We start from the raw sequence: 26,509 nt of genomic DNA on the forward strand, positions 1-26,509 counted from the left end.
GAACTTTTTTGCCAAGCTCAAGCAGTATCGTGCTATTGCCACACGCTATGATAAATTGGCTCAAAACTTCTTATCAGCGATCTACCTGGCTTCAACAATCATTTGGCTTAATTGATGACACGCCCTAATATGGTATCTGATAGCGGCCACTTTTTAATATCGGATCTTTTCATTTTTGTATCACTGCGGTTTCAATAATTATTGAATGACACAAAGTGTGATACATGATAAGCAATGCTGTAGATATTTATAATTCGTTATAAGTACCCGTAAAAAAGCCCTGAATCCTTTATAGATCTGGGCTTTCCAATTCATAAGTCATTATATAACGTCATGTGAATTTAAGAATTTGGTGGAGGTGGCGTCAATTGAACTCAAAACCCAACCCATTCATTTTAAACATAATTTTACAAATATAAATATTCATTGACCCAATTTTGACCCAAATTAGATTTAGTGTATTGAATCACTTTAAAATCTTGTTCAAATCCAAATTCAGGATTAGAACTGGTGTACACATTTTAACACGTAAAGACTGAAGATCAAAAGCAATGTTATAACATTGCTTTTATTTACTACTCAGTATTTTCTATAGGCCATCTTTTTTTCAATTTGTATTTCTGCTTAGAGCTCTTGGTTTATCAGGAATTATTCGTTCAATTAATCTAGCCTCTAATGCAGGACTTAAATATTTTTTTTGAACGTTGCAAGATGCGATAAAGCTAATAATGACATAAGTTCGCTAAGGCTCTATTCCTTGTGTTCCATCGTTTCAATTAGGCGCTTAACTTGATCGCTGACTTGAGCGGTAGCTTGATCACTAGCAAAATTTTTTCCACTAAATGGTTCAAAAAATCCTTCAACTTAGCTATACAAAAAATCATCGCTACATTGTTTTACAAAATTGACCTATATTATCAATTACCTTTGTAATTACGACTACGTTTTTGTTACTTAGCATGCTGGTGCTTATGCCAATTATCATCTTCAATTTGTAGTGTCATATCACTGATATGATGCCGTTCATGAAGTATATGAAAAGCCTGATCGTATAATTTTTTTTGATCCACATCAGGTGCAACCAAATGCACGGTCAAAACCACCTTTCTTGACGTAATCGCCCAAACTTTTAACTCATGAATACTTTGAACCCCTTCTAACATTAATAAATCTGATCTTAACTTCTCAATATCAATTTCTTCAGGAACACCTTCTAACAATATATGGATACTTTGTTTCAATAATATCCAAGTTCTTGGAAGTACCCAAAACCCAATCAATACTGCAATCAGCGTATCAATCCACATCCATCCCGTGAAATAGATGATTAGTGCACCAATGATGACCCCGACTGAACCTAAAGCATCACTAAGCACCTCTAAATAAGCACCTTTAATATTGAGACTCTCTTTGCTACTCGAGAGCAAGATTTTCATTGAGATGAGATTGATGATCAGTCCGAGTATTGCCACAACCAACATCCCGATACTTTGAATTTCAGGTGGATTCTCAAAGCGCTGATAGGCTTCAAATAAAATATAGAGAGCAACAACAAATAACATCAGTGCATTAAATAATGCAGCCAGAATTTCAAAGCGTTGATAACCAAATGTACGCTTATCATCTGCAGGTTTTTGTCCGATTTTAATTGCCACTAATGCAATCGCAAGTGCAGCAGCATCTGTCAGCATGTGCGCAGCATCGGATAACAGCGCCAAACTTTGCGTCATAAACGCAGCGATGACTTCAATAATCAAAAATGTGGTGGTTAATGCTAAAGCGAAATAGAGTTTTTTGGCATTTTTTTCCGATGCTTCAAAATGACTGTGGTCATGTTGATTTGAGCTACTCATAGTGCTCTCCTTATTATTGATTATTCAAGGTAAGCCGAAGCATTACCTTGAATATATTTATACTTAATAGGTTTCCGTTTGTAGTAGCTTATTGTCCTGATCAGTATTGATCCAGCGATATAAAATAGGAAGCAATACAAGGGTGAGCATGGTGGATGAAATAATGCCTCCAATCACTACCGTCGCCAAAGGTCGTTGTACTTCTGCACCTGTTCCAGTGGCAAGTGCCATGGGCACAAAACCAAGTGAAGCGACACAAGCCGTCATCAGCACAGGACGTAGACGCAAAATTGCCCCTTTCCAGACGGCTTCATCTAAACTGTATTCATCTCTCAGCTCTTTGATAAAAGTCAGCATCACAAGACCATTCAGTACAGCAACACCTGACAGTGCAATAAAGCCAATACCCGCTGACATCGATAATGGAATATCACGTAACCAAAGGAATAAAACACCACCCGTTAAAGCGAATGGTACGCCTGTGAAAACAAGTAGACTTTCCTTCATGTTATGGAAAACCGCCATGAGCAAAATAAAAATAGTCAGCAAAGCGAGTGGAATCACAATTTGCATACGTGATTGAGCTGAAGCTAAATTTTCAAATTGCCCCCCATATTCAATCCAATACCCACTTGGCAGATCATAGTCTTTTAACTGTTTTTGGAGCTCAGTAACAAAAGAACCCAGATCACGTCCTTCAACATTCGTTGTCACAATAATACGACGTTTACCATTTTCACGGCTAACTTGGTTCACACCTTCGATTAGACTGACTGTCGCAACATCGGCTAAGACAATTTGCCCTCCACTAGGAAGCTGAATCGGCAACTGAGCAACTGTTGATGTATTTCGATCTTGATCAGTTAATCTAATTTCAAAATCAAAACGTCGATCACCTTCTAAGATTTCACCCACATTTTGACCACCAATACTGGTTGCCACAAGGTCTTGAATTGAACGCACACTCAAACCATATTGTGCAGCCAAAGTTTTATTTACCTCGACATTTAGTAATGGCAAACCTGAGGTCTGCTCAACTTTCACGGCACTGCTACCCGATATTTGCTGAATGATTTTGGAGATTTTAGTCGCCTCAGTATTGAGGACATCCATATCATCACCGAAGATTTTCACACCAACATCACTACGCACACCTGAGATCAATTCATTAAATCGGAGTTCAATCGGTTGTGAAAATTCACTATTATTGCCTGGAATCGTGGCTAAATACGTCACCATACGGCCACGTAATTCATCTAAACTTTCTTTAGGATTTGGCCATTCTGAACGAGGCTTTAACATGATATAGCCATCTGAAATATTGGGTGGCATGACATCTGTTGCAACCTCGGCTGTACCCGTTCTGGCAAATACTGCCTTAATTTCAGGGAAACTCTTTAAAAGAAGTTTTTCAGTATTCTCCTGAATACGTAAAGACTCTTCTAAGCCTGTACTTGGTGAACGCAACTGTTGTACCGCAAAGTCTCCTTCACTGAGCTGTGGTGCAAATTCACTGCCGAGTTTGGTACTGATAAATCCCGTAATCACTAATAAACACAGTGCAAAAGTCAGCACAACTGCTTTGTATTGATACGAAATATCAAGAGTTTGCTGATATTTAGCTTTTAGCCATAACATCCAACGACTTTCTTTTTCTTGAATATCGCCTTTGACCCACAATGCCACCGCAGCAGGCACAAATGTGATCGATAAAATAATAGCTGCAACAAGGGCGAGTACCACTGTCAATGCCATCGGATGGAACATTTTTGCTTCCACACCACTTAAAGCAAAAATCGGAAAATACACCACTAAAATGATCAATTGCCCAAAAATCAAGGGACGTCGAGCTTGGCGTGCGGCTAAAAAAACCTCTTTAAAACGCTCTTGTTGAGTTAATTGTCGCTTTAACTGTTGCTGACTATGCGCCAAACGACGAATACAGTTTTCAACAATCACCACCGCCCCATCGACAATAATCCCAAAATCTAAAGCACCTAAACTCATGAGATTGGCACTGATATTTTTTTGCGCCATGCCTGTGAGTGTGAATAGCATCGACAATGGGATCACACAGGCTGTAATTAAGGCTGCACGAATATTCCCGAGAAATAAAAACAAAATGACGATGACCAAAATGGCGCCTTCAATCAGGTTTTTTTGTACCGTTTTAATCGCCTTTTCGACCAAACTGGTGCGGTCATAAACAGTTTCAATTTTAACCCCTTTGGGTAAGCTTTTCTGAACCTCTTGGATCTTAGCATCTACCGATTTTGATACCGTACGGCTATTTTCGCCCATCGCCATCATGGCAATCCCAAGTACCGTTTCCACACCGTTATAGGTTGCACCACCTGTTCTTAATTCATGACCAATGGAGACTTGAGCAATATCACCCACACGGATTGGACTACCGTTCGGACTTGCAATCATGGTGTTTTCAATATCACTGATATTATTCAAGGTACCCGGCACACGAACCGTGAGTTGCTGACCATTTTCCTCAATGAACCCTGCACCACGATTTTCATTATTCAGTGTCAATGCTTGCTGTAATTGATCTAAACCAATATTCAACTGCTGCATGCGACTAAGATCGGGCGAAACGAGATAGGTTTTATTATAGCCACCAATACTATTAACCTCAGCAACACCTTTAACTCGTTGCAGTTGCGGTCGAACAATCCAATCCTGAATTTCTCTTAAATCCATCGCTGTATAAGTAGAACCATCTACTTTTTTCGCATTCGGTTCGGCTGTAAGCACCCACTGATAAATTTCACCTAAGCCAGTAGATACAGGTGACATTGTGGGTGAAACTTGTGCAGGTAAATCAGCTTGCGCTTCTTGTACACGCTGGTTAATTTGTTGACGTGCCCAATAGATATCAGTTCCATCTTTAAATACAACAGTGACTTGGGATAATCCATAGCGGGAGATTGAACGTGTTAGCTCCAAATCTGGAATACCCGCCATGGCATTTTCAATCGGATAGGTAATCCGTTGTTCTACTTCAAGTGCTGTAAAACCATTGGCTTGGGTATTGATCTGTACTTGGGTATTGGTAATGTCAGGAACAGCATCAATCGGCAACTTCTGATAACTATAAATACCCACTGCAATCCATGTGCAGACAAACAGCATCACCCAAATAGCATTTTGAATTGCAAACTGAATAATACGCTCAAATAATCCTTCAGGACGAGGTAAATCTTGATTAATGCTCATGACCGGCCTCATCTTTTTCTAATTCAGACTTTAATAGAAAACTGCCATCCGCAATGTATTTCTGCCCTTCAGTTAATCCAGAAATGACTTCTAGCCATTGCCCATCCTGACTGCTCACGCCCACTTCTATTAGCTGTGCTTTAAGATGAACCAGTCCCTTTTCTTCAGACTCAATCACAAATACCACAGGTTTTCCTTCAACCTGCTGTAAGGCTTTTTTCTGGACTCTTAACGCTGTTTTTGCTTGTGCATCAGTCACAAAAACATTTACCAAAACATTTGGACGCAGTACATCCGCTTGTGTGGTGACTTTGGCACGCACTTGTAAACGTCCAGTTTGTAAATCTGCCTGTGAATTCAGCGTTTGTACTTTTGCTTGGTAATTTTGATCAGAACCATTGGTTTTAAAGTTTAAAATTTGCCCTGCTTGAAGATGAATATTTGAGGTATTTGGTAGATTAAATTCCAACCAAAGGTCTTTTAGATTTTCAATCACAAAAAGCTGATCCGCCAGTTGGACATTTTCACCTACCACAATGTCTTTTTGACTGATCATGCCTGGAATGGGTGCGCGAATAACAAAACGTCCATTTTGCCCAGTTGAACCTAGAGCGTGTAGACGGGCTTGCTGAGATTGCACTGTAATTTGGGCTTGGCGATAGGTATTTTCAGCACGCTGCAAATCTTGTTTTGCCGAAATACCTTGTGACCAAAGCTGTTGTTCTCGTTGGTATTCTTGCTGTGCCAAACGCAAACTTGACTGCGCAATGCTCAAATTCGCTTGTTGATCAATTAATTCAGGGATGGAAAGTACTGCAAGCGTTTGACCACGTTCCACATACTGACCAAGAGCAACATTAACTTGCTCAACATGACCACTAAAATTAGGCGATATATGCGCTTGTTGATCGGTATTCACCACCAATTTACCTGGCAGGGTTGTCAGCTTTTCAACCAATCCTGTGGATGCAACAGCAACTTTTAAACCTTGTTCAACCATTTGTTGGCTGGTCAGTTGTATTTCGCCTTCTTCAGCATGTCCTTCTTCAGAACTATCTTCATCAGAATGTTCGGCATTTCCCTCATCATGACCATGCCCCTCAGATTCAGTTTTTTTTGAACTTAACCAAATAGCCAGACTGACCAAGACCGTAATCAGAATCAAAACTACAATCATGAGAGACTGGGATATTTTTCCGTTTTGCTTGGCGTTCATTTTATCGTGCTCCCCCATTGATTAAATTTTGCGATGCTTCGACTGCCTTTTTATTCAGTTGTGTATAGGCATCCGAACGGCTAATTTCTTCATAACTTGTGCCAATACTGAGTGCCTCAGCTGCTAGGGCAGTTTGCCAAGCTTGACGTAGAATTTGTAATTGACCCAATCGAAGATTCTGCAGTTGGGTGGTTGCTTGCTGAACGTCGGTAATGGACAGTTTCCCTGCCTGAAACCCTTGTAAAGTACGGCTCTGAACTTTGGTCGCCAAAGTAACTTGTGCTGTTGTGGCATCGAACTGGCTACGTAAACCTTTGAGCTGTTGCATGCTGTTGGCAATATCGAGTATTTGTTGCTTCAGCTCACGCTGCTGCTGTTGGTTCAGCAATATTTGCTGTTGCTGGACCATCGGGATCGCATATTGCTGGCGATTGAAAATATTCAGTGGAATAGCCACGCCGATTGCTAAAGTCGTATCGTTGCTTTCATTAGGGGTTTTGCTACGTTTCATGCCTACATTTAAAGTCGGATTGGGACGTGCCTGAATTCTTAAATTTTCAATTTGATGATCCGATTGCTGAATGTTCAAGGCATAGAATTTTTCTAGCCACCCTTCAGCAATATACCGTTGCACAGTTTGGAGACTTTGCTCTGGCCAAGGGATAGCGGTTTTATTCAATTGAAGATGTGAAGATGTTTCTCCCCCCCACAAATTAGACAGCTGACGACCGGCAGCTTGTTTATTCAGCATCGCTTGCTGATAAAGTCGTTGGATTTCTAGCGCTTCAATTTGGGTACGCTCAAAATCAACCAGGGCAATACTGCCTGCCTGATAGCGTTTCTGGGCACTGTCCAGATTGGCTTTACTTGTTTTTAACTGTACTGAATAAGCAGACTGCTCAACCTCAGCAAGTGCAAATTGCGACCATGCAAATTTAACAATCAGTTGGCTTTGTGCCTTCCATAATTGCTGTTGCAATTGGATTTGTTGATTCGAGGTATTGGCAATCACCCGGTTCAGCTTACGCTGACCAAATAGATCTAGAGGTTGACTAACGCCAACATTGAATTCCTGTTCTTGACCTGAGCCAAAGCCAGACTGTTCTAAACTTATACTTGGATTCTGCCATAACCGACTTTGCTGAATATTCAATTCAGATATTTGCTGAACTTGTTGCCACAGCTTGTCTTGAGTCTGGTAACTTTGTACTTTTGCTAAAGCGGATTCAAAGCTGGTAACGTTTTCAGCATAGCTATATTGCATAGCCGCTGCACATATACAAGCAACCAAGCTATGACGCAAGAGTATAATTGATTGTGAAGACATGATTTTTCCCACTTATTTAAATAATAAAAGTGGTGGGAATGTTTTAGGCTACCCCACCATGAGCGGGGAAAATTCGGGAGGTGGGCTTTGTTGAAACAGGTCAGGAGCCTGATAGCTGTTTTTCCAATGAAATTGTGGATTCACTTTAACTTCAGAGCTTGGATGAAACACATCTACTTTTTCATTTTGTACAATCAAATGCGTCATCGATGGTAGATGATCTTGATGATCTTCACCGATTTCTAAATCGCTACTGAATGTTTTTATGTTTTCTGACTGTCCATTATGATCGTGTTGACGACTATCGCTGGCACACAAGGTATTTTGGTGATGACCAAAATGATAACTCTGCTGTGATTGAGGCTGTTGTTCATGGACACAAAAGGCCGCCGCCACATTCCAAAAGCTTTGGAACATGAACAATCCAACCAAGACTGTAATCCATGTAGTAGAACGCATCATCATAACAATCGAAAAATTTGTACCAAGTATAAGGCTTAGAGCCACTCCAAGGTCAAGCTTAATAAATTAAATTAAACATTCAATGAACACTGAATAGCCGGCACTTTTGCAAATTTACCTTGTCTCTATAAGCTCACATCAATTTCAAGTAAGAATAACAATAGATAGACACAAGAACTTCAAGGTACGACGAAATCATACAAAGTAATCCCATATGAAAACTTCGGTATGATGGCAGTTTTTTATTAGCTACATATTTTTGAATAGCCACCAAAATTCTAGACACACATAACCATCTTTTGATGGGCCTTTTCATAATCTAACTGTCAAAACATTAGAACAACTATTACACATATTCTATATGAGCGTGGACTACACTCCAGCTGAGATTTCATTATTAACGAGCGAATAGCTTTAATTAAAAAGCCCTCATAAAAATTATGAGGGCTTAACCAGACTGTGATTATTTCAAACTAATGATGACTGTTTTAATACGATTCGCTTCTAACTCTGTTACTTCAAAATGTGCACCTTGATAGTCTAAGCTAGAACCCACTTCTACTGTGCCATTACACTTATCCAGTATTAATCCTGAAATACTGATATAACCAGAATCTTCCTCAACTAGATCTAAGCCTGATTCTAGTTCAAGTTGATAAAGATCTAACATACCTGATGCTTTCCAAGTACGGTCATCTAACTTGACTAAATCCAGTTGTTCATCTGCATCAGGGAATTCCCCAGCAATTGCTTCAAATACATCAAGTGGAGAAATTAGACCTTGTACATTTCCAAACTCATCATTGACTAAAACTAATGATCCTTTAGAAGACCGTAAAGTATTAATTGCATCGATAACTTTCATTTTTTCAAAAATAAAAATTGGGCGATGACGTTTAATTAGAGTCTTTAATTGTTCATTATCATCAAGTACTTCTAAGATTTCTTTAGCGCGAACAACACTTAAGACTTTATCCAAACTACCTCGGCAGATGGGAAAAAGGCTATGTGGGACAGACAATACCTGTTCACGAATTTCTTCAGGTGTATCATTCATATTGATCCAAGAAATTTGACTTCGTGGCGTCATGATAGAAGCAACAGATCTTTCAGCTAAGGTAAGCACTCCCCCAATCATATAACGTTCTTCATCCGCAAATACTTCTTGAGCTTCAGTGCGTTGGGGACTATCTGAAACAGTTTCTACTTTCCCACCCATCAATTTTAAAATTGAATCTGCAGTACGGTGTCTTAGGGGAATTTTTGATTGATGCTTTGATGCATTTCGCTGGCTAAACTGATTGAATCCTTCAATTAAAATTGCAACACCAATACCTGAGTAGATATAACCTTTTGGAATATGGAAACCAAAGCCCTCTGCAATCAAGCTGATACCAATTAGGAGTAAGAAGCTTAAACAGAGAATAATGACTGTAGGATGACGGTTTACAAAGTTGGTGAGTGGTTTAGATGCAACTAACATGACAACCATCGCTACGATCATAGCTATCATCATCACATAAATATTATCTACCATACCAATTGCAGTAATAACTGAGTCCAATGAGAATACGGCATCTAACACTACGATTTGGGCAACCACTGCTGTAAAACTTGCATACACAACATTCGTTGTCACATGAACTTCTGTCTTACCCTCCATTCTTTCATGCAATTCGCTTACCGCTTTATAAAGCAAGAATAAACCACCAAATAAAAGAATGAGATCTCGGCCTGAGAACGTTTTTCCAAACACCTCAATCAAAGGTTCTGTGAGAGTGACCAACCATGAGATCGCAAAAAGCAGACCTAAACGCATTAATAAGGCTAAGGTCAACCCGATTATCCGCGCTTTATCACGTTGTTCAGGAGGAAGTTTATCAGCTAAAATCGCGATAAAAACGAGGTTATCAATACCTAGTACGATTTCTAAAACAATTAAAGTGAGTAAACCGACCCAGATTCCTGGATCCATTAAAAATTCCATAGATACCTCCTTAACTCTCTAAAGCAATATTTATTATTTTTTCATTTGCTGTAATCAGCTTAAAATCATAGTCCGCCTAAGATACTTTTAATGGTATTCCTCTAAATTTTCTATGATCTTGACGTAAAGCTGAGTTCATAACCTCATTAACAAAATCCAAATCACTCATTAATTGGGCATATAGTTTGTAACCTACTTTGATCATTTTGATATTTTCAGATTGATACTGCTTCAAGGCTCGTTCAAGCTGATGGGTCGGCAATGTAACCATGTTCGCTCGTTTTCCTAAATATTCAGCTAGGTTTAGAGATAAATCTCAAACCAACGCCAGGTTCTGTAAAAATAAATTTTGGATCAATCGCATTGTCACCTAGCTTATTTCTAAGCTTAGCAACCAGAATACGTAAATAATGTGTGTTTTCAGCATGGGACGGTCCCCATAGGCGTTTAATGATCTGGGATTGAGTGAGCAATTTCCCTTCTTGACTGACCAGAAGCTCTAAAAGTTCAAATTCTTTTTTTGTTAAATTAACACTGACATTTTCAAGCAATACTTCTCGGGTTTGAAAATCAATACGAAGACTTTCACTTTCATAAGTTGATACAGGTTTAATCAATTGTTGAGAAACACGTAATAAAGCCCGGATGCGAGCCATAAGTTCATTTACGCTAAAGGGCTTAGTCACATAATCATTTGCACCAGCATCAAATAATTCAATTTTTTCTATTTCATTTGATCGGGCAGACAGCACTATGACTGGCACCTGAGATTTTTTTCTAATTTTTATCAGAACTTCTTTCCCATCCATATCAGGTAAGCCTAGATCTAAAATCACGATATGTATTTGCTCTTGATCAATTAGATTTAAAGCATCTTGTCCTCGACAAGCAGATAAGCATTTAAGTTCCTGCGCACGTAAGGCAATATTCAGAAATTTCTGAATTTGAACTTCATCATCAACGACTAAAATGCGTCCCTCAAAATTATCATCCATCAATATCACCCTTTGCATTGATCTCAAATTGGGAGAATCGCAATGTTACACATGACCCAGAAGTAACCAAGGATTTTGAAATAATGATCTCAGATTCATGTGCAGTCATAATAGCCTTGACAATAGAAAGTCCTAAGCCCATTCCATTCTTATCATTTTTAGATTGTTCACCTCTAAAAAACTTATCAAACACAAATGGAATTTCTTTATCTATAAAACCATAACCTTCATCATGAATAGCAATTTCTAGGTGATCTTGATAATGAACATGTACTTCAATATTTTTATAGTTTGAATACTTGCTGGCATTATCTAAAATATTGAAAATTGCCTGCTCAAGAAGGGGAGCATCAACAAATAAATCACACTCCTCTTCAAGCAAATAAATATGAATAACCTGAGCAGGTCTATAGCGTTTTAAGCGACGTACCGCTGCTCCAATTAACTCATCTACGCCTACCCACTCCTTGTTGAGTTTAATTGTTTCATTACCCAATTTTGTCATATTCAAGAGACTTTCAATGTACTGATCTAAACGCTCTGATTCAGTTTGCAAGGTATCCATTAGAGTCCGCTTATCGTCAGCGCTTAAATATGCCTCATAACTTTTATATGTTTCCGCAGCACCCTTAATACTTGCAAGTGGTGTTCTTAAATCATGTGATATTGAAGAGAGAATCGTAGAACGGAGGTGTTCGGCCTGAGCTAATATTTTAGCTTCTTCTAATTGCTCAGCAAGCATGGTTCTAGCCAAAACTTGTGAAATATAATCAATAATCAGTTCTAAAAATGTGCGTTCTAAATTCAACTTAGTGCCAGTACCAAGTTTATGAATATATATTTGACCAAACATTCTATCTTGGCTGATTAAAGGAAGTGAGGTCCCCTTGTCCAAAGATAAGATATCTTTCTTATCAGTTTGACCTTCTTGTATCTTGATTTTTTTATTATTTTCCTCTGCACTAGTTACAAATAAAGTATCGGATTCATTTAATTCAATCTGAGCCGTTATTCCTAAATGCTCCAATAGAAAACTTTCAGTAGTTTGGATAACTTCGCTCGATGTAAGTGCTACAGAGAGCTGGCGTCCAATCTTAACCAATAGTTCTGTCTGATGATTAGCTTTTTGCAGTTCAAGAATTTTTTTTCGCAACCTGTTCGCTAATCTTCCAGCAATCAAAGCAGATATAAAAAACGCTAAGAGAGTAACAATGCCCTGTTTAGCAAATACATCGAAAGAATTAAATGGTTGTAAAAAAAAGAAATCATAGGATATAAAAAAAATGGCTGCTGCTAAGACTGCAACAGCCATACTAAAACGAGACGCTAAATATACGACAGCTGTAAGAAAAATTAGGGAATAATCATCCACACCGAAGTAATGATCACACATCTTAGCGAGGAAAACGCTAAAAAATGTAACCACAGATGTTATTAACGCCTCTCTCTTGGAGATCTTAAATCTATTGAAATTTATACCAACGCGTGGAGATGCCATCAGTTACATATTCCAAATTAGATTTTTTCAAGTTAAAGATAGTTGCCAAAAGCGTCAAGTGCCATACCCGTAACACTTTTGACAATAAATATATTAGTTACATTTATTTCATTTGGTCGTAAAAATTGCGTAAATTTTTAAATGGGTCTACAAACATTCAATGATATTCAAAACAATTATCAGTTATCATTTAGATAAGAATTAATACTTCGAGCTCAGTATGAACATGTATGCAGGATCTTCTGCCAGTATTTTAACAATTAAAGGTCTAAGCAAAAAATTTGGCCAACGCTTTGCTGTCAGTCAGGCAACATGGTCTGCGGATCAAGGGCAGATCATCTGCTTACTTGGACATTCAGGTTGTGGTAAAACGACAATGCTACGTTTAATTGCTGGATTAGAAACACCGACAAATGGCTCGATTCAACTTGAACAAAATATTTTATGGAATGAAGAGCAACAGATTCCAGCAGAATCTCGAAATATTGGTCTAGTATTTCAGGATTATGCCCTGTTCCCCCATTTAAGCGTGCTCGAAAATGTGATGTTTGGGTTAAAAAAATTTCCTAAAGGCCAGCAACAAGAAATGGCAGAACAAGCTTTAAAACATGTTTCAATGCACCATCATATGCGTAGTTATCCACACACCTTATCAGGCGGTGAACAACAGCGTGTTGCATTAGCACGTGCTTTAGCTCCAAAGCCGCATGTACTTCTTATGGATGAACCATTTTCCAATTTGGATCATCGCCTACGTGATCAAATCCGACAAAATACCATCCAGCTTTTAAAAAATACCCAGACTACCACCGTGATCGTCACACATGATCCTGAAGAAGCATTACAGATTGCAGATCAAATTATCTTGATGCATCAGGGAAAAATCATTCAAATTGGATCACCTAAACAACTTTATTTGCAGCCATCTACACTATTTGCTGCACGATATTTCTCGATATTGAATGAGACCCTAGCATATTACGAAAATCAACAAATTCAAACGCTCTTTGGGCGTCATCTTTTACCAAAACATTTAACTGGCAAAGAAAAATCAATTTCATGTTGTTTCCGTCCTAAACAGGTTCAGGTCCATCATCAACCTGTTGTAGGAGCAGTTGCTGCTCGAGTCATCTCATCTAGTTATTTAGGTCAAGCCTATCAGTTGCGCTTAGAAATCATCTCTGAATCGATGATTATTTTTGCCCATGTCGATGATCAATACGAATATTCAGCAAATGATCAGGTATATATCTCGGTAAACCTGTCTGCTTGTTATTTCTTCGAATCTGAAGATGAGTTAGATGTGAATAAAAGTTTTGTACAGCTTGAATACTCTATTTAAATTTGTATTAACTAGGAAATAAGTCATGAAATCAATTTCAAAAATTCCTCTCATTTTGACTGGCTTGACTGCGTTGTGTGGAAGCTGGGTGAATGCAGCTGAAGTCAACCTTTATACCACGCGTGAACCTGCACTGATTCAACCGCTCTTAAAAGAATTTACCCAAAAAACTGGGGTAAAGGTCAATACGGTTTTTATCAAAGATGGTTTACTTGAACGTGTTAAAGTTGAAGGTCGACGCTCCCCTGCAGATGTGATGCTTACAGTCGACTTCGGTAATCTGGTAGATTTGGTTTCAAATGGTTTAACACAACGTGTTGATTCTAAAGTCCTTAACTCCTCAATACCGGCAAATTTACGCGCAGCAAATGGACATTGGTATGCATTATCCATGCGTGCACGTGCAGTATACGTGTCTAAAGATCGTGCGCCTTTGACTGCAATCTCATATGAAGATTTAGCTCATCCTAAGTGGAACGGTAAAATCTGTATCCGCTCTGGCAACCATCCTTATAACACTGGTCTAATTGCAGCCTATATCGCGCATTATGGTGAAAAAGAGGCTGAAAAATGGCTACGTGGTATCAAAGCCAACTTAGCTCGTCCTGCAAGTGGTGGGGATCGTGATGTTGCTCGAGATATTCTTGGCAAGATTTGTGATATTGGTGTAGCAAATACCTATTATGTCGGCAATATGCGTAAAGGCGACCCAGAGCAACAACGTTGGGGTAATGCGATTAACGTTGTCCTGCCGAAATTTAAAAATAGCGGTACGCATGTGAATGTTTCAGGTGCCGTTGTTTCTAAATATGCACCTAATCGCAAAGAAGCAGTTCAACTATTAGAGTTCTTAGCCTCGGATCATGCTCAAGCCATCTATGCAAAAAGTGGATTTGAGTATCCAGTTAAACCTGGGGTTAGAGTTGACCCGATTATTGCAAGCTTTGGCAAACTACAAGTGGATTCTATACGCTTAAGTGATATTGCTCGACACCGCAAAACAGCCAATATGCTGGTGGATAAAGTCCAGTTTAATCGTTAATTTCCGATAAACTTACAGGGAGGCTTTCTCCTTCCTGTAAGTCCTAATTTCAATTTAATATTGCATCAGACCTATACACTTTAATGTCAAAAACAAAATCTGCATTTCGTTCTTTAATATCGCTCAGTGGACTATTGACGCTTCTCGCCTGTTTACCTGTTTTCGCATTAGTTTGGACAGCCTTACAGGGCAATAATGAGATTTGGGATCATCTGATTCGCTTTGTAATTCCAGCGACCTTAATCGATACGTTTATGCTTCTTTTTGGGGTAGGTTTTCTAACGATATTGATTGGCACAGGCAGTGCCTGGATTGTTACAGCCTATCAATTTCGTGGACGTTCAATTCTCGATTGGGCGTTGCTTTTACCACTTGCAGTACCGACTTATATTATCGCTTATAGCTATATCGACATTCTCCACCCTATCGGACCGGTTCAAAGTCTGTTAAGGGATGGTCTCGGCTTAGATATGCAACAATTATGGTTCCCAAACATTCGATCAGTTTGGGGAGGCATTTTTTTACTAAGCTTCGTACTTTATCCGTATGTGTATTTAAGCACTCGTGCCATGTTTTTAATGCAATCGGCTAGTCTAATCGAGGTCGCTCGAAGTCTAGGTCTTAATCCTAATAAGGTCTTATTAAAAGTTGCCATCCCCCTTGCTCGACCAGCAATTGCTGTAGGTACAAGCTTGGTATTAATGGAAACAATTAATGATATTGGTGCAACTGAATTTCTTGGTATTAACACGCTCACATTATCCATTTATTCAACATGGATAAATCAGTCTGATCTTGCTAGTGCCGCACAAATTGCTATTTTCATGCTGATGTTCATTACCTTCTTAGTTTTAATAGAAAGGTTAGGACGTCAGAAACAGCGTTATATGAACTCAGCTCAACGTAGTCGACTCATGCCTGCCCGACATATTACTGGCCGTAAAGCTCTACTATTATTTGGACTTGGAATGATTCCCGTAGTCATTGGATTCGTTATTCCATTTTGCCATTTAATTGTAGAGTCTTATAAGCGCATACAATATGCGGGCTTCTCGGATTCCCTATTAGAAGCTTCGGTAAATACACTGAGCCTAGCGAGTGTAGCAACCTTCTTTACGATCCTCATCGGCTTTTTGATCGTCAGCTCAGCACGATTTAGCCAAAATATATGGTTTAGCCGTATTGCTAGCCTCGGTTATGCAATTCCAGGAACAGTACTCGCAATTGGTCTGATGCTGTCCTTAGGCGCTATTGATCATGCAATCGCAGATTTTCTCGAATTCAAGCTTGGTATATCGACGGGTTTACTATTATTGGGCACGAGTGGCATCTTAATTTACGCCTACACGGTTCGTTTTTTGGCTATTTCAATTGGTAGTATAGAGTCTGGGTATAATCGTATTCATGGAGTACTTGATGATGCTGCTCGTAATTTAGGACAAAATAAACGAGGCATTTTGTGGCGCGTTCATTTCCCTTTATTGGCTCCGGCCATCCTCTCTGCTGCCTTATTAGTCTTCGTAGATGCGATGAAAGAGTTACCTGCAACACTTCTACTTAGACCGATTAATATGGAAACACTCGCGACTCAACTCTATGCAGAAGCATCAAGAGGAGCCTATGAAGATGGTGCAATAGCCGCTCTACTCATTGTATTAGTCGGCTTAATTCCCGTTATTTTACTTGCTCGAATGGGTAAAACGAATAGATAAATGAATCGAAATTCACATAAATAATCGAAGTGAAAAGGTGGCGTCAATCGAGCTCAAATCCTAACCCATTCATTCTAAATATATTTTATTGAATAAAAAAATTCATTGACCCAATTTTGACCCAAATTAGATTTAGTGCATTGAATCACTTTAAAATCTTGTTCAAATCCGAATTCAGGATTTGAAGTGGCGTACGGCATTATAGCAGAAAATTACACCTAAAAATAAATGCAATGTTATAACATTTCAATTAGCTCATTATGATATTAATAATCACATCAACCTCAGTATAGTTCAATTTTTTAATTTGTACTTTTGCTTAGGACTCTTAGGCTTATCAGGAAGGGTACGTTCAATCACACCTGCTTCTAATGCTGGAGTTAAATAATTTTTTTGGAATGTGGCTCGATGGGACAAGTCTAATAGAGCCATAAGCTCAGTTAAGCTATATGCTTTCTGCTCCATATTCTGGATGAGACGTTTAACTTGATCGCTAACTTGTACGCTAGCTTGAGCGGTATATTGATCGCTGGCATCAGAACTAAGTATTGCATCTAGAATCATCTGCAAAATAAACTCAATAAAAGGTGCAGAATCTGAGCGATCTGTGCTCGCTTGCAATGCATCGTAATAAGCTTTTTGGTTTTGATAAATCAAGCTTTCTACAGGGATATTGAGAAAAATTGGATTCCACTGGCTTAAGATTAAAGTTTGCCATAAACGCCCCATCCGCCCATTGCCATCAGCAAATGGATGTATAAACTCAAATTCATAATGAAATACTGAACTCTGAATTAATGGGTGCTCATTACCTTCAGCCAACCACTGTAATAACTCTCTCATTAAACGCTGGACTTGATTTGCAGGCGGAGCCATATGCACGACTCGATCCCCTGACATCACACCAACACCGCCATGACGATACTGTCCAATTTCATCAATCAGTCCTGTCATCAATATTTGATGTGCTTTCAGCAAATGCGATTCTTGATCAGGATTCCAATCTTGAATTTCTTCATATGCCTTTAGGGCATTACGTACCTCTTGAACTTCTTTAGGTGGAGCGATAACGGTCTTGCCATTCAGGATCGCTGTGATTTGCTCTGTACTCAAGGTATTTCCTTCTATCGCTAAAGACCCTTGAATCGTTCGAATACGATTGGCTTTTCGCAATTTAAGGCTATCTTGGATTTGAGTTAATGCAGTCAAACGCCCTATTGATTCACTAATTTGTGCAATCAAGTGAATAATTTTAGAGGTGATCGTATAAGGCGGTTGATATTTCATGCCATTCCTCATTGATGTAAAAACAAAGCACAGTTGATTAAACTCTAAAATATTAATATTTCATAGCTTAGTGAGTAATATCTGCTATCAACATGCTTATCTTTTCTGAAACAGTGAGCTCACTAATCGCTATTTCTTTTAAAATAAACCTGTGCATTCTCGTTAAAATACGTAGGTTTCTTCATTACAGGACAACATTATGTTTATTCATGCCGACTTCTCACAACCCGTCATCATCAAGCCAGAGGATTACCATTGGGTAAAATCTCCAGGAGGTGAAGTCGATAGAATGATGCTTGATCGGATTGGCGATGAGAAAGCACGTGCAACTAGTCTTGTGAAATACGCACCAGAATCTGCCTTTCCTGAACATCAACATCCTTTGGGTGAAGAAGTCCTCATATTGTCAGGCATTTTTACCGAGAATTCTGAAGATGATTATCCGGCAGGCTGGTATTTACGTAACCCCCATCATTCAACTCATCGGGTTTCCAGTAAAGCAGGTTGTTTAATCTTTGTGAAACTGATGCAAATGACTGAACATGAGAGAGAACCAACCCGGATTAACACCAATGACTTAGCGAATTGGAAGCTTACCCAACGTCGGATGATATGCCCGCTATTTCAATCTGAACATGAGCAGACCTATTTAGAAAAGCTAGAACCTGATCAAATTTTCGTAGAGAAATCAGAACAAGGGATTGAATTGTTCATTATTAAAGGTCAATTATTTTGCGGCACTGAAATATATCCAGCAGGTTCGTGGGTCCGTCTTCCCCTCAATAGTGCTGCTAAATTTCAGGCAGGTTCATCAGGTGCAACACTTTATGTCAAAACTGGTCATCTACAACATGCCATAGATGTGTGGGTGAAATGAACAATAATGTGTTTCAAAAATGAAGCTGTCTCGTGTCTAGAATACTTGGAGCAGTCCACTTACCACTTTTAAAACTCATACAAAATGTAATGATATATCACTACATTTCTGATCTTTATTTTTTCATGTATGATCAACTAAGACAAATTCAGGGATAAGGTAATGTTTGAAACTATCGATGATTTAAAGAAAAAATTAGATCAACATCGCCCCCTCTCTCATTCAATTGTAAAAAATTTACAAGAAGACCTTATTCTTCGCTGGACTTATCATTCAAATGCAATTGAAGGTAATACACTTACTCTACTAGAAACAAAAGTAGTACTGGAGGGTATTACTGTTGGTGGAAAGGCATTAAGAGAACACTTCGAAGCGATCAACCATAGAAATGCAATTTACTATGTTGAAGATATTATTCGAAAAGAAGAACCTTTTTCTGAATGGCAAATTCGTAATATCCATCAACTCATTTTAAAGAATATTGATGATGATAATGCTGGACGTTATCGTCAACAAAACGTCCTGATATCAGGTGCTACCACTACCCCACCTGACTATACTTTGTTAAATGATAAGATGGCTCAATTGGTAGATTGGTATAATAGTGAAGCACATAAGCTTCATCCTATTGAACGTGCTGCTAAAGTACATGCGGATTTTGTAGGTATCCATCCCTTCATTGATGGTAATGGGCGTACATCACGCCTATTGATGAATCTAGAATTACTTAAAGCTGGTTATCCACCTTGTGTTATTACAGTAGAAAATCGTTTGGCTTACTATGAGGCTCTTGATCAGTGGATGGCTTACGGAAAAACCGAAGCCTTTATCAAGTTAGTCTCCGATGCAGTGCTAGAAGGATTTAAACCATATCAGGTGGTATTAGGTATTTAGCAAAGCTTGTACGGTAGCTCGGACAAAAATGAGACTGTAAATTAAATTGTGTAATTGCCTGAATTTGCTATGTTCATATTCACAACGGAGTCAGGCAACATGATGAACGAACAAAAACTAAAAGACCTTGCTGCAGAATTTGCTAAAGGAATCAAAACAGAAGAAGATCTCAATCAATTCACCCAATTGTTGACTAAACTCACTCAACATCATCCGACGGTTCCATCGAGTTCAGCCACTGCCAAAGCCATCAATTACAGCCTAAAACGTTGGGAATTCTTAAGCCATTATCTGGATGATGGCAATCTACCTATTTGCAATAATTGGGTAGAGAACCAAATGCGTCCCTGGGCTTTGGGGCGTAAGAACTAGTTATTTGCAGGTTCGCTGCGCAGTGGTCAGCGAGCGGCGAACTTCATGACCCTGATTCAATCAGCAAAACTGAATGGGCTGGATCCGTATGCCTATTTAAGTGATGTACTGAAAAGGCTGCCGACACATAAAGTGACTCAAATAGAAGAATTACTGCCACACTGCTGGAAACCTGAACCGAATTAAAAAATAGGTATGGGGTTCAGCGAACGCTTACAAACAGCGTAATACGTCAGGCGATCAAAAAGCGTAAAGTCTTTCCAACGGATGATTCTGTACGTAAAGTGATTTACCTGGCAATTGATGCAGCGTCTAAAAAGTGGAATATGCCTATCTTGCGCAGCAGTGCTGCTCATGGCGTTTAGCTATGAGTCGCTTTATTATTGAATTCGGTGACCGCTTAAGCAATCACCTTTAATTTATGAAAAGCAATTACACAAAATTATTTACACGCTCCTTCCGTAGGCTAGAAATATAATTTCTAATTTTAGAACCTATTATTTTTAGGAAGGATTACCTAGGTTACATAGAGAAACCTAGATAAATAATAAGAGCAATTAATAATAGATTAATAATACTTATTCCTAAAGTCATCGTCTGCATTTTTTTATTTTTTGCCAATTGGTCTTTAATGTTTTCATCAAATGCTTTTAATTCTGAAGCTTGCTGATCTAAACGATTTTGTTGAAACTCTTGCAGCTGATTGATATTGTTTTGCTGTTTATTTAATGACAGATCTGATGAAGACTTAATTTGTTCAATGAGTTGCAGTATAACAGCATCTTGTTTATTAGATATCTTTGTTTCAAAATCGATCAATAATGTTGAAATTAATTCAGATTGAGAATTCAAAGAGCTTATATGTTGATTAGATAAACTCTGTAATATTTTAAATAAAGTGGACCATTGATCTACTTGATATTTTTGTTGTTCTTTTAATTCACCTAAATTTTTTTTAAATTGTTCATCCACATGACTTAACACAGTAGTTTGTTGGTTTGAAAATGCAGTGGTGAGCTGTTGCCCTAGCTCATCTAATAAAGAATTTTTATTCTTTACAATGTTTAAATTTAAAAAATTAAAAGATTCACCAATTTTTTCAAAGCTTTGTTCTAACTTCTCAAAGTTATTTTTTTTAAAATCAAAAATTAACTCTTCTAATGTTTCAAGTTTATTCTGATTTTCATCACATTTATCTCCAATTAACTCATGAATGTCGTCAAAATTTTTCTTGATTTTAGTATTTTGAACTTTTATATCTTTTTCAATTTTATTAATTTTTTCACCAGAAAATTGAATATCAAACTTAATTTTTTCAATCTGTTTATTCACATTTTCATCTATAGGTTTATTAATATTTTGATGTATTAGCCCTATTAATGCATCCATTGATTTATCTACTTTAATATTTTCGTTCATTTCAGTTTTACTAAATTTTTGTAACATTACTATTTTACCCCTAACATCATTTCATCATATTGTGTTTCTAGTAACATTGAATACCATAAGCGATAAAACTTTTTGATAGGATCTCTTTCATTTAAAAAATCATTTTTGCACTGCAACCGTGCCTGCTCAAAGGAGATTTTCATAAAGTCTTCAAAAGATTTTCCATGTTGCTGTGCTGTGGTCATACGTGCAATAAAGTTTTGGTGACATATTTTTAAGTCACTTTTTTGTTGCTGTAACTTAAATAATTCGTCTTGTTTATTCTTTAAACCATATACAAGTTGTTTTAAGCGATTATCTAAGCTTTCATATTTGTTTTTAAGCTGGGCTCTTTGCTGATTTGTATAGTTTGTCAGTCGCGTGCATGCTTCTTGTGAAAATTTTTTCCCTTCTTTTATCAATGCAGTTTTTAACATTTGATAATCTTTTTTAAAATTACTTTCAGCCCAATAAAAATTTGTTAGGTAACCATTTAGCTTTTCATCATATACTTTAAAAGTTTCTACATCTAATTCTGGCGGCAAACCGAATGAAAAATTTAAATCTTCTTCATTTTTATCAAAATATTCTACAATCCCAAACCATCTTGATTTTGGATAACTAGTATATACCTTTGCTATCTTTTTCAGAGATGAAACAGACGTATCATCAGGAATTGTATAAAATTCATTAGCTAAATCCTCATACTGCATTTGAAACCAATCTAGTGAATATTCTTCTTGAATCATTCTAAAATATTCATCGTTTGATAGGCAATCAACTTGTTGTTGAGCTACATCTTCAATTTCTTGTTCAAATTTAGCCATTATAGTTCTCAAATCTCTTAATTCTTGGCTGAACTGTTCATCATTCTCATTAAATCTTTCCTTTTCTTCCTCTATACGTATTTTAGCAAGACGTTGTACATCAAAACCATTTTTAAATCGCGAATAAGGATTGGCAGCTTTGCATATTCCTTCATGTAATAATTTAAACGATTGCTGGTTAACGCTATCTATTAGCTCAAAATACTCAAGGTGTTTCTCTTGAATATTTGCTAAAGAATCTCCAAATTCGAGTGGGAAAATAATATCCCGACACTCTTGAGGAACTGGAAAATCATGGGTTTTTAATTGCTGGAAGATTCGATCTTTAAACGCATCTAAATTAAATGTATCTTGATTTTTTTTTATATAATCAATAACTGTCGCAGGTGAAAATGCACGAGTTAATATCACTCTAAAACGACTGGGTTGAGAAGTCCAATATTTAAATTGATCCAAGATAAGGCGGCTAGGATTTATAAAAGCTAAATCATCTGAACGTCCAACCAATAAAATTAAATCGGCATTGGCTGCATATTTTGTTGAAATCTGTTGTACATGATTTTGTTCATGTTCATTTTTTGCTTGAATACCTGGCAAATCCAGAATTCTAATATCTAGCATTCCCTCTGATTGATGAGCAAAATAGTATTGTGGAATATAGACATCTACAATATTTGTAGTATTAATTTGACCTTTTTCAACACTTGCTCGTAAATTTTTAAAATATTCTTCTACAGTTGAAACAGCAGTGTCTCTACCTTGTATATCATGAATATGCCATTGGTTATCTTCAGATTTACGGTAGCGAATAGGCATAATGGTCGCTGACTTACCAATTTCACGACCACCTCTCAGTAATGTGGAAACTTCTGACATATGAGCATCATCAATTCCCAATATTTTGAGAATTAATGATGTTTTTCCCACTTGTGTTGAGCCATATACAACGATAGTAATTTGATCAGATCGAGTTAAATCTACTTTTAACGCATCATCAACCTGATTAATAAAATTTTCATAGGCTGTTATCGCCCATTGATCACGTTGTTGATATAGCTCAAGCCAATCTTGATTGTTGTCCACCTAAATACCTTTGTAAGTTTTCTTGTGCATTCTTTGTTGCTGTTAGGCATCTTAAAACTGTATCACGTTTACCTAATGCCTGATCTAAACCATATGCTTTACGCAAGTTATCTCTTAAAACATCCCGAATATTTTCCATTACATCATCATATTGATCCAAAGAGTTTTGAATATTCATATCACCGTAATATTCCATCACTGTAGCAATATATTCTTTTTGATTAGCATGATAGCGTTGCACTTCTTTATGTGCTTGATACACTAAATATCCACCTACGATAACACCTGCGGCTGCCATAGAAGCAGTTGCACCTATACCTGCTGCGGCACCTCCGGCAGATATTGTGGCTGTACTAGAAACAGCTTGAATCAATGCCGGAATCGTATCAATTTGACCATCAATTGTTACATCTACTGCTAAAATAGCAGCTATTGTAGTAATGATTGGCTTCAGTGATTCATTGAATTTTGGTAATTCAGTGCTAACTGTTGTTGCGAAATTTTCAATTAATTTATCTCCACTCATTTTTTCAGAAATTTTGATGTCAGGGGTTGTTACAACCGCGACCTGCATCAGACGACCATATTCCATTACTAATGCAGGAACCAATGCGATAGCTTTCGATAAATCATTATTAAATTTAATATCGTTGTCTGTACTAATGACTGATGGAGAAAATAGTCGTTTTATTCCATCTTGTACCTCAGGTTTATCTAATACAGCGACCTTATTACTTTTATTTTCACCTAATAGAGCTGAGGTATTATTAATTAATCCTTGTTCGTTACGTGTAAATTCACTTGTAACATTTAATCCCAATTGATCCTTGGATAAATCTGATAGCGCTTTTACATTACTTTCGATGATGGTTCTTGGTTCTGATATTTTTGTATTTTGATTATCTCGCCACACACTTTGAATACGTTGCTTTGCCCGTCCTTGATGATCTTCCCCTAAATTGTTCCACCAGTTTTTAATACCTTCCTCATTATCAATATATTCTTTCTCTGTGAGTTTAATTGTTGCATGTACATACGAGTGAGTTTGTTTTGTTAATTCTTTATTATACTTACGTTTAAACTTATCTCGTGCTGTATCAAATTTTTCTAAAATTTCATTGATGTTTTTTTCTGCTTGACTGTTAGTACCAATAGAATCGACCTCTAATAATCCAGTTTGAGATAAAGAAATGATATCGTCTACTTTATCTGATAGTAAATAATCTAATTCAGCATATTTTGCTGCTTCAGATTGTTTAGAATTTAAGGTGGTAGTCATAATCGCGCACATTAATTCACTAGACCATCTTTTTTTATAATTATCATCATCAGCGCCTGTTAATACAATATTTACTTTTTGTTGTTCTGAAAATTCAAATGCTTCTGCTACCGTCTGTCTTAATTCAACACGCTTTTCATCCTTTAAATTTTCTGTTTTAGTCACGGCAACAATAGGTTGTCTATTTTCTAAATATTGACTACGCAAATCATCTAAAATACGTTTTTGTGTATTTTCAGCAATCCTTGTTTCATCCGTAACCAGTATACATCCTAAGGCATGTGTAAGGGTATGACGCATTAATTGTTGCCATTTTTGGTTTTCTCTTGTTTCCATTTCATAACCAGGTAATAAAACAAAACCAAAATTATTTTGCTTAAAATACTTCATTGGCACATACAATTTAGCTAATAAAATAGAGTTTTCGGCATTATAGTTTCTTAGAATCGTGTGCAATTCTTCCGAAGTGATTTTCCTTTCTTGTTCTCTATCATTATTATATTCGACAACCACAGCGTAAGGCTGAGTACATTCTTTATGTTCAATAATAAAAAGGGGTAATTGTTCGCCACGCCCCTCATTATCTGAAAGCCATTGATGATCCAAATCATACATTTCACGTATTAATCGGGTCTTTCCTGCACTTTGTGTACCAGCGATAGCAATATATTTTGTATCTGCTAGTTCTCTAGTAATACGTAACTTCCGATTAATCGATAATACTTGGTTTTTTATTTCTGTATATTTAGGCATACCAACTAAACTATTCATCAAATTAAAGAGTGCAAGTTCTAAGCGAGAAATGACATTTGATTCTGAGATGTTTTTCATTAATTTATTACCCTAGTTACAGTATACTTTCACAATAATTTTTAATTCATCCAATAAATTTTCTTGTAAATTCAGAGGACTTACAACCTTAATATAGGGAATCCAACAACTTATTAAAGATGGAATTTGGACTTCTGACACATAACGGCAACTTCCCATTAAGCTCCCTTTGTATTATTCCCCGTAAATGTGGACAGTTAACTTGCTAATTTGAACGATCTAAACTCCCGAAGGGATTTCATTTTTAGCCCACTATACGGCTAATTGCAATTGTAATCTTCAATCCAAATAGGCAAACATCTCATAACAGTTTGTGCATGGTAATCTTTCCATGAATAACTAGAGTTAACAGTGATGGTGGCAATCGAACTCACTATTTAAACCAATGAAAAATCTCTAAATTTAAATTGTGCAGTAACCCTGAAAAACCCAAATAAAGAAGGAGCTCATATGAGCTCCTTCTTTATAAACTTCCAATAAATTTCAACAGCTCCGACAATGTATTCTTATCAGGAAAGTTAACGCCAATTCTGTACTCAGTCGAGTTGTCTTTACATTCTGATTTTGGACATTTAGGAAATTGAGCAAATGCTGAATTCATATTGCCTTCTTGTTCAAAATTAAATTCAGTATTCTCCAACCTCGTTAACTCATCTTTCAGCGCAATAAACATTGGATGCATCATAAGCCTTGACGGTTGCTGCTGGAAATTCTGGGTATCCAATAACCGTTTCACATAAATAAACAGCTTATTTGCCAATTGAAACTCATAAGCATAATCTCGCTCAGCGGTTTGCTGGATGCCTATATTTTTCATAGCATCATAAATTTCTTTACAAGATTGAACCGTACCGGGTTTGTCGGAGACTTTTTTATTTAAGTTAGGCCACCTGACCTAACGGGTTAATCTTATCATAGTACATTGCTTCAAACTCAAAAGGCGATACATAACCCAGTGCACTGTGTACA

General features: G+C 37.3%; 20 protein-coding genes and 3 pseudogenes. 8 read left to right on the forward strand and 15 right to left on the reverse strand.

Features of this window, described 5'->3' with window-relative positions; translation table 11 throughout:
• On the forward strand, nt 1-115 hold a 115-nt coding region (locus FTT73_RS14275; protein ID WP_180050720.1), incomplete at its 5' end, for a transposase.
• Between the two features lie 460 nt (nt 116-575).
• Here the strand turns inward: FTT73_RS14275 and FTT73_RS16530 are convergent.
• From FTT73_RS16530 to FTT73_RS14320, 10 genes and pseudogenes are all read right to left on the reverse strand, one after another.
• Nucleotides 576-825 (reverse strand): annotated as a pseudogene (locus tag FTT73_RS16530) (Fic family protein); the annotation flags it as partial.
• 125 nt (nt 826-950) lie between these two features.
• Nucleotides 951-1,853 (reverse strand): cation diffusion facilitator family transporter, encoded by a 903-nt coding sequence (locus FTT73_RS14280; protein ID WP_005096111.1) that lies wholly within the window; start codon nt 1,851-1,853, stop codon nt 951-953.
• 63 nt (nt 1,854-1,916) lie between these two features.
• Nucleotides 1,917-5,081, reverse strand: a complete 3,165-nt coding sequence (locus FTT73_RS14285; protein WP_180191593.1) for an efflux RND transporter permease subunit — start codon at nt 5,079-5,081, stop codon at nt 1,917-1,919.
• Entirely contained in the window at nt 5,071-6,297 is a 1,227-nt protein-coding gene (locus tag FTT73_RS14290; RefSeq protein ID WP_005096109.1) for an efflux RND transporter periplasmic adaptor subunit, read from the reverse strand. The genes FTT73_RS14285 and FTT73_RS14290 overlap by 11 nt, the downstream gene beginning before the upstream one ends.
• Before the next feature lies 1 nt (nt 6,298).
• On the reverse strand, nt 6,299-7,624 hold the full coding sequence (locus FTT73_RS14295; RefSeq protein ID WP_005096108.1) for a TolC family protein: 1,326 nt from the start codon (nt 7,622-7,624) through the stop codon (nt 6,299-6,301).
• A gap of 48 nt (nt 7,625-7,672) precedes the next feature.
• The gene (locus FTT73_RS14300) at nt 7,673-8,089 is read right to left on the reverse strand and encodes a cation efflux protein, CzcI-like (RefSeq protein WP_227591103.1); all 417 of its coding nucleotides are present in this window, start codon (nt 8,087-8,089) and stop codon (nt 7,673-7,675) included.
• A gap of 460 nt (nt 8,090-8,549) precedes the next feature.
• A complete protein-coding gene (locus FTT73_RS14305; protein ID WP_005096105.1) occupies nt 8,550-10,073 on the reverse strand; it encodes a TerC family protein in 1,524 nt (507 codons plus the stop codon).
• A 76-nt stretch (nt 10,074-10,149) separates the two neighbouring features.
• A complete protein-coding gene (locus FTT73_RS14310) occupies nt 10,150-10,344 on the reverse strand; it encodes a hypothetical protein (RefSeq protein WP_005096104.1) in 195 nt (64 codons plus the stop codon).
• 22 nt (nt 10,345-10,366) lie between these two features.
• Nucleotides 10,367-11,068 carry a response regulator transcription factor gene (locus tag FTT73_RS14315; protein WP_005096102.1) on the reverse strand — a complete coding sequence of 234 codons (702 nt, stop codon included), beginning with the start codon at nt 11,066-11,068 and terminating at the stop codon, nt 10,367-10,369.
• On the reverse strand, nt 11,061-12,566 hold the full coding sequence (locus FTT73_RS14320; RefSeq protein WP_005096101.1) for an ATP-binding protein: 1,506 nt from the start codon (nt 12,564-12,566) through the stop codon (nt 11,061-11,063). The genes FTT73_RS14315 and FTT73_RS14320 overlap by 8 nt, the downstream gene beginning before the upstream one ends.
• A gap of 220 nt (nt 12,567-12,786) precedes the next feature.
• On the opposite strand from FTT73_RS14320, the gene FTT73_RS14325 reads away from it, so the two are divergent.
• The 3 genes from FTT73_RS14325 to FTT73_RS14335 all read left to right on the forward strand — a co-directional run bounded on the left by FTT73_RS14325 (nt 12,787) and on the right by FTT73_RS14335 (nt 16,662).
• Complete coding sequence (locus FTT73_RS14325; protein ID WP_100358132.1) at nt 12,787-13,908, forward strand: ABC transporter ATP-binding protein; 1,122 nt, start codon at nt 12,787-12,789, stop codon at nt 13,906-13,908.
• 25 nt (nt 13,909-13,933) lie between these two features.
• Nucleotides 13,934-14,950 (forward strand): extracellular solute-binding protein, encoded by a 1,017-nt coding sequence (locus tag FTT73_RS14330; protein WP_005096099.1) that lies wholly within the window; start codon nt 13,934-13,936, stop codon nt 14,948-14,950.
• A gap of 83 nt (nt 14,951-15,033) precedes the next feature.
• Complete coding sequence (locus FTT73_RS14335; RefSeq protein WP_035268400.1) at nt 15,034-16,662, forward strand: iron ABC transporter permease; 1,629 nt, start codon at nt 15,034-15,036, stop codon at nt 16,660-16,662.
• 294 nt (nt 16,663-16,956) lie between these two features.
• Here the strand turns inward: FTT73_RS14335 and FTT73_RS14340 are convergent, their stop codons facing one another.
• On the reverse strand, nt 16,957-17,949 hold the full coding sequence (locus FTT73_RS14340) for a Fic family protein (RefSeq protein ID WP_180191594.1): 993 nt from the start codon (nt 17,947-17,949) through the stop codon (nt 16,957-16,959).
• 199 nt (nt 17,950-18,148) lie between these two features.
• On the opposite strand from FTT73_RS14340, the gene FTT73_RS14345 reads away from it, so the two are divergent.
• From FTT73_RS14345 to FTT73_RS14360, 4 genes and pseudogenes are all read left to right on the forward strand, one after another.
• Nucleotides 18,149-18,826, forward strand: coding sequence for a cupin domain-containing protein (locus tag FTT73_RS14345; RefSeq protein WP_180191595.1), 678 nt, complete (start codon nt 18,149-18,151; stop codon nt 18,824-18,826).
• A 162-nt stretch (nt 18,827-18,988) separates the two neighbouring features.
• On the forward strand, nt 18,989-19,720 hold the full coding sequence (locus tag FTT73_RS14350; RefSeq protein ID WP_180096838.1) for a Fic family protein: 732 nt from the start codon (nt 18,989-18,991) through the stop codon (nt 19,718-19,720).
• Between the two features lie 111 nt (nt 19,721-19,831).
• Nucleotides 19,832-20,278: pseudogene (locus FTT73_RS14355) on the forward strand (transposase); the annotation flags it as partial.
• Between the two features lie 32 nt (nt 20,279-20,310).
• Nucleotides 20,311-20,510, forward strand: a pseudogene (locus tag FTT73_RS14360) (IS256 family transposase); the annotation flags it as partial.
• A 104-nt stretch (nt 20,511-20,614) separates the two neighbouring features.
• Here the strand turns inward: FTT73_RS14360 and FTT73_RS14365 are convergent.
• The 4 genes from FTT73_RS14365 to FTT73_RS14380 all read right to left on the reverse strand — a co-directional run bounded on the left by FTT73_RS14365 (nt 20,615) and on the right by FTT73_RS14380 (nt 26,357).
• Nucleotides 20,615-21,538: a hypothetical protein gene (locus tag FTT73_RS14365; protein ID WP_180191596.1), complete on the reverse strand. Its 924-nt coding sequence runs from the start codon at nt 21,536-21,538 to the stop codon at nt 20,615-20,617.
• A gap of 2 nt (nt 21,539-21,540) precedes the next feature.
• Entirely contained in the window at nt 21,541-23,430 is a 1,890-nt protein-coding gene (locus FTT73_RS14370; RefSeq protein WP_180096836.1) for a dynamin family protein, read from the reverse strand.
• On the reverse strand, nt 23,405-25,540 hold the full coding sequence (locus tag FTT73_RS14375) for a hypothetical protein (RefSeq protein ID WP_180096835.1): 2,136 nt from the start codon (nt 25,538-25,540) through the stop codon (nt 23,405-23,407). The genes FTT73_RS14370 and FTT73_RS14375 overlap by 26 nt, the downstream gene beginning before the upstream one ends.
• 463 nt (nt 25,541-26,003) lie before the next feature.
• Nucleotides 26,004-26,357 (reverse strand): hypothetical protein, encoded by a 354-nt coding sequence (locus FTT73_RS14380; protein WP_180191597.1) that lies wholly within the window; start codon nt 26,355-26,357, stop codon nt 26,004-26,006.
• Nucleotides 26,358-26,509 lie beyond the last annotated feature (152 nt).

The organism is Acinetobacter sp. YH01006 (genome assembly GCF_013420445.1).
In the GTDB taxonomy this organism is placed as follows: Bacteria; Pseudomonadota; Gammaproteobacteria; order Pseudomonadales; family Moraxellaceae; genus Acinetobacter; species Acinetobacter pseudolwoffii.